The sequence below is a fragment of the Micromonospora sp. NPDC050200 genome, assembly GCF_040656135.1.
GTDB lineage: Bacteria > Actinomycetota > Actinomycetes > Mycobacteriales > Micromonosporaceae > Micromonospora.
This window is the reverse complement of sequence record NZ_JBFALG010000141.1, coordinates 1-5,005: the sequence shown is the minus strand read 5'-3', so window position 1 is coordinate 5,005 and position 5,005 is coordinate 1. Positions and strand designations below refer to the sequence as shown.

The 5,005-nt window shown below is 63.6% G+C and carries 5 protein-coding genes; 2 read left to right on the top strand and 3 right to left on the bottom strand.

The features are described 5' to 3' along the window. The first annotated feature begins 585 nt into the window (after positions 1 to 585). Positions 586 to 1,071 carry a hypothetical protein gene (locus tag AB0I41_RS34800; RefSeq protein WP_357115606.1) on the top strand — a complete coding sequence of 162 codons (486 nt, stop codon included), beginning with the start codon at positions 586 to 588 and terminating at the stop codon, positions 1,069 to 1,071. 229 nt (positions 1,072 to 1,300) lie between these two features. Here AB0I41_RS34800 and AB0I41_RS34795 read toward each other — a convergent pair whose 3' ends face one another. Then, entirely contained in the window at positions 1,301 to 2,053 is a 753-nt protein-coding gene (locus AB0I41_RS34795; RefSeq protein WP_357115603.1) for a hypothetical protein, read from the bottom strand. A gap of 875 nt (positions 2,054 to 2,928) precedes the next feature. Here AB0I41_RS34795 and AB0I41_RS34790 point away from each other — a divergent pair. Further along, the gene (locus AB0I41_RS34790) at positions 2,929 to 3,654 is read left to right on the top strand and encodes a hypothetical protein (RefSeq protein WP_357115600.1); all 726 of its coding nucleotides are present in this window, start codon (positions 2,929 to 2,931) and stop codon (positions 3,652 to 3,654) included. Between the two features lie 631 nt (positions 3,655 to 4,285). On the opposite strand, the gene AB0I41_RS34785 is transcribed toward AB0I41_RS34790, so the two are convergent. Continuing rightward, a complete protein-coding gene (locus AB0I41_RS34785) occupies positions 4,286 to 4,603 on the bottom strand; it encodes a hypothetical protein (RefSeq protein WP_357115596.1) in 318 nt (105 codons plus the stop codon). 85 nt (positions 4,604 to 4,688) lie between these two features. Next, positions 4,689 to 5,005 (bottom strand): hypothetical protein (locus AB0I41_RS34780; protein WP_357115593.1); only part of this gene is annotated, 317 nt, incomplete at its 5' end.

Genomic DNA, 5,005 nt, shown 5'->3' with positions numbered 1-5,005 from the left:
GCGACGAGTCGCAAGCACGGTTCGGGCGGGCGGCCTGCGGAAACGGACTGATGGCAACATCAACACCGCGCCGCAGGCCGACCCCACGGCGGCCCTTGACGGGCCGCACGCGCCGCCGCCTGGGCGCGCGCCGGCCGCTGCCGCTGTCGCTCTGCGGCCGTCACGCCTGATGCCCGGCGGCTGGCGCGGAGAGCGGGGAGCCCGGGGGTCGCCGCAGACGGTACCGCCGAGTGTGGTTGAGGTTCGCGGGCCGGCAGCCGGCCGCGCCGCACCCGAGCGACGCGGCGCAGGGAAGGGCACGCCGGGTCCGCGCGGCGAGTCACGCGGTCGCCTGTTGCGGTCACTGCGCCTCCGGCGGGGGGCGCGACGACTCCAGGATGGCCGGGGCTCCGTCCGCGCGTTGCGGTCCGTGGGTGGTTGCGCAGGGCCATCCCGCCAGCCGACGACCCGGGCAAGCCGAGCAGACCACCGCCCGACCCGCCAGCGTCCGACCGTGCGTCAAGGTCTGCTTGACGTGGCGGGCCGGGCGGCGGCCCGCTCCCCAGGAGGGCGGGTCGGCGGCAGACGGGATGGCAGGGCGGATGCATGGCGCTGAAGCTGTACGTTCCTCAGAATCGGCCGTTGATGGGCTTGCAGCAGGCTCTGCCGATCTTGTCCAATCCCTGCTGGCGGCTCTGTTGGTTCCGTGTGGCGTTGAATGAGGTGCGTGTGTCGGAGCTTGCAACTGCCTCGGGGCCGAGGGCTCGCCCGGGTTGGTGGTCGCTGATCGGTGGCATTGGCCTGGCCACGCTTGGTCATGTGCTGGCCATCGCCGCCATGAAGATCCCGGCTGAGAAATATGGTGCCAGTAGTCCCGATGAGGACCTGGACGCTGGTGGCCGGTTCGCTGCTCTCTTTTCCGTGCTGTTTACGTACGGCTTCGTCCACACGCTCCTGCTGGTTGCCGGCATCATCTTCATCTTGTCCAGGTACGGCGCTCAACGCTTCAAGCGAGGGCTGATTGCGGGATGGGCCGGCGGATGGGCGCTGATCCTCGGCACTGTTGTTGTCTTCGTTCTCGCCGGGTCATAGAGCGCCTTTCCAGCCGTCTACGGGTTGAGTGACTCACTGAGTGACAACCGGATCGTTCAACGACGGACACTCATGGACGCCAGCGGACTGTCATCGCAGCTCGCAGTCGGTATGAGGGCAGGTGCACTGACCGTGATCGTTCATTCGGGACGAGGAGGTAAAGCTCCGCTGCAAGACGACAGCCGGCTCCATAGGAGCATCGGGATGGCGAAGGTTGAAAGTGGAGACGTCACATAGGCTCGGCTACTGGCCCGCCGCGCGTCAGATTAATTTCTGTCACCAACTGATTGTAGGATCTGACATCGGAGCCGTGCAGAACCTCATATTGTTCGAATAGCCATCGGTAGAGGTCGCGCACCAGTTCCGCGTATGCGTCGACCGTCTCGCGTAGGTCTATACCCGAATCGGCCTGCCCAAGAAATCCCTTGGAGCCGCTGCTCCATTTCGGCCACCCCAGCAATTGTGCGGTATTAAGAAGTACTCGCGAGCGCGATATTTGCCCGAGGGGAGTGTTCTCGACTCTGAGGTTGAATGTGAAGGGCGGGATCCCCTTATGTAGCATGTAGTTGCGAAGATCCTTAAGGAAGTTGGCGCAGCCTTCCCTGATCAACTGATCTTTGCGAGTCTCGTACTCTCTTGCAAACTCGCTGTCTTCATAATCCCGCATAAACTTCCGGGTGTGATCGATCAGTGATCCTACTGCGGCCACGTAATTGTGATTGTGTCGAATTAGGTGAAAGAAGAACTCATCCTTTATGGGCGTGGGGCGAACGTTCTGAATAACTTCAATCGCGTTCTCTTCCTTGGATGCCCATTCAAGAAGGTTGACGAGATCCGCCAAGTTGGCCTCAAAAACGCGACACATCAAGTGGATTCCATTCCACTCCTTTTCTCGCTGCTTCGCGGGATGATCTGCCGTTTGCGCCAGCAGGTCCCGCAAGCGTTCCGAATCGTAAGGAGGACGGCTGTCTGACTCGCTCATCGCACGATCTTCGGGCATCCGGGCGACAGGTGTCGACCCCGGCGGGGGTGTCCGGCATCTGACGCTCGGATGACGGGAGGTGGACGCTGGACGGGGGACGGGCCGGATGGATCTCGGCGTTGGCCCGAGGAGTGGCCAGCCCGGGGGTCAATTCGCAAGATCAACGAGCACAGATGCGGCACAACTGAGGGCAGAAGGACATGCGAGACGCCGCGAAACGTCGAGAATCACGGTCCAGGTCAGAGCGTCGATCAGTCCGGTTTCGGGTGACGTGGGGTCGCCTCGCGGCTTAGGGGTTCAAGCCCCTCTACAAGGCAGAGCGGGCGAGCTGAACGCTCAACCGGGCGAGGCGGCAGAGCTGCACGGCCCGCACAGGCGGATCGGCCCCCACTGCTCGTCCATGAGGTCATCCCAGAAGTCCGTTCTCGGCACTGCCGGAGTGACAACGGCTCCGCATAGGGCAGTGAGCCCGTCGCCGAGAACGGCGTGCCCAGCCATCTCGCGCAGCGGCAAAGAGTGGTCAGCTCGCACCGCCTCAACCTGGCGCGTGTCTACGGGCGTCAGCGCCAGGACGTACTTGATCCGCTTCCGCGCAGAGGGGAGGGTAGCCCGGGGATGCCGGGCCAGGGAGTCTCGCGGGGCACACCTGGGGCACAAGACAGCGGAAACGTCGGCAACTGGCGATCAACGACATGAGCCCAGGACGGGGCGTAACCAGCGGTCCGGGAAGGTCGACGCAGGTCAGACAGGGGCACCCCTGAGTTCCGCTTCAACGCCTGACACGACCAGGGCGACCGCTGGCATCGTTGGAGGCTGTGCCGCCGGTTAATGTGAACCGCGCACCAGCTCGGAACGCCGTCAAAGGAGGGCCTGAGATGAGTGGCCCACATGTACTCGCCCTTGCCGACCTAGAGGAGCACCTGCGCCGGCAGGTCGCCTATCTCAGACGCTCCGCTGCGGCGTATGACGAGGGCGCCACCGATGAAGCGTTTCGGCTCGCGACGACGGTTCGCGTTCTCTGCCACCACACGGCAAGCAGCTGGTCCCTGTTGCACCAACTCGGGCTTCTGCCGGAGAGGCTGCGGTTCGTGGACACAGCCCTCCAACTTCCGGACCTTCCCCCGGGCGGCTTCGCGATCAACCCGGGACTATGCACGATTCGCGTAAGTTTCGACGCCGGCACCGCCAGCCCCACTCCTGTACTGGACAATCTTGGTCCTGATCGGATCAACCCGCTTCAAGCGTTCGATGAGTGGTGGGGCAGGCGGTTCCTAACCAACGAGTCCCCTCTTCGTGGCGGGCGGAGAGCTTTCACCTACAGCCGACGGAACGTGGTGCTCCAGATGGCGAACAAGGATGGTGGAGCGCATGTGGACCCGCAGATGCCGGATGACTATCGAGCCTTGGTGGACCACGACGGAGTCGTCGGCCTGGTGGTAAATGGCCAGCAGCTATCGATTCCTCGGCGGGCGTTCGTGACTGCGTGGATGCGCCAAATCGCTCACGAGGTTCAACGCACTTTAGAGCGTGACTTCCGTACGCAAGCGATCTTGGAGAGCCGTACCAGCGGACTGGCACCGGGAAGGTCCTTGGGTGACTAACTGAGTGACGATCGAGGAGCACAGGGCCGGACGTCGGTGGACGATGGTGGACACGAGAGAAAGGGCAGCAGCGAGCTGACGCAGGTCGGCGGGTGCTGATCGTTGCCTGGGGGTCAAGGAGTCGGTGCCGCTGGCAGCTGCGCGGGCACAGCCATGTGGAACGCCGCACCTGGCTGGGTAGCTTGCCATCCCTCGGCCAGTGCCTTCCGAACGATCGCCACGACCGTCGATGGGAGTACGGAGACGATCGGCCCTCCAATCCAGTTGCTCGGATGGTCCTGAGGCATGCTGACCAGCAACACCCTGCCTTTGCAGTCGACCTGTTCGACAGCGACAGCGAGTGGCCGCTCACCGAGAGCTTGGGCATAGGTTGGTCTGCCGCGCAGTCGCCACCTGTAGGTGACTCCGTCGACCGTGATGAGCCGAGATCCCTTGTGAGCCAACGCCATACAGACCCCCCTCGACCAAGCATGTCCGTGCCCGTAACGTGCCCGATGCAGCGGTCAGCATGGGCAAACGGTGGAGGCCCTACCGGCGAGGCAGATACGCTCGGTGCCGCCTGACCACAGAATGTCGCTACTCACTGTGCAGATCAACGAGATTCCCAAGCTGACAGTTCAAGTTGAACAGGTCACTCTCGCTGCTCTAGTTGGTTGGGCCGGACCCGGAATTGGGTGGTTCCGTCCTCAGCTTCCACGTGGTCAGGCACAGTGCTAACGACGAGGACCTGGTCCTCCTGCTGGCCGACGACATGGCACCGCACGAACGCCGGCTGGGGGAGAGAAGCGCCAGGAGGGATGTCGTCGTCGAAGAAGATTGGGATCTTGTCGACGAAGAACCACGTTCGTCCGTCGGCGTCGACCAGGCGCACACGGACCCACCCCGGCTGCCAGTCTTCGTCGACCCATGCGATCGCCTCGCAGCGCAGCAGTCTGACGGAACTCATCACCGGACTGATCCTGCCAGGTCGATCACCCCTGGTCGGCGCGGCTGGATCCGCGGGCAAGGTTCTTGGCGGTTGCGTACCGTGGCGATCAATGGCCGGAAGCGGTGGGCAGCCAACTGCGGATCGATTCCATCACCTCTCGAGGGCGGGGAGCGGTCGCATAAACGCGAAACTCCCGGTAGCGGGGGTGAATGATCCCTAGCGCTGGCAGGTCGTCCTCACGGAGGCGGGCCACGTAGTAGCCGGCGGCGAGCAGGTCGCGGCTCTTTGAGACATCCACAAGTACCTTCGCATCCGCTCGGTGCCAGTACACGGCCCCGGCGTTGTTCCGGCTTGAGGTGTTCTGTCCAGGTTGAGGACCGGGCAGGGCTGGAGTTGTGGGACGAGCGCGACTCTGATGATCTT

What these genes read in the sequence shown, in the direction of transcription:
- AB0I41_RS34800 (WP_357115606.1), top strand. Translation starts at nt 586, where the DNA reads ATGGCGCTGAAGCTGTACGTTCCTCAGAATCGGCCGTTGATGGGCTTG.
- AB0I41_RS34795 (WP_357115603.1), bottom strand. Translation starts at nt 2,053, where the DNA reads ATGAGCGAGTCAGACAGCCGTCCTCCTTACGATTCGGAACGCTTGCGG.
- AB0I41_RS34790 (WP_357115600.1), top strand. Translation starts at nt 2,929, where the DNA reads ATGAGTGGCCCACATGTACTCGCCCTTGCCGACCTAGAGGAGCACCTG.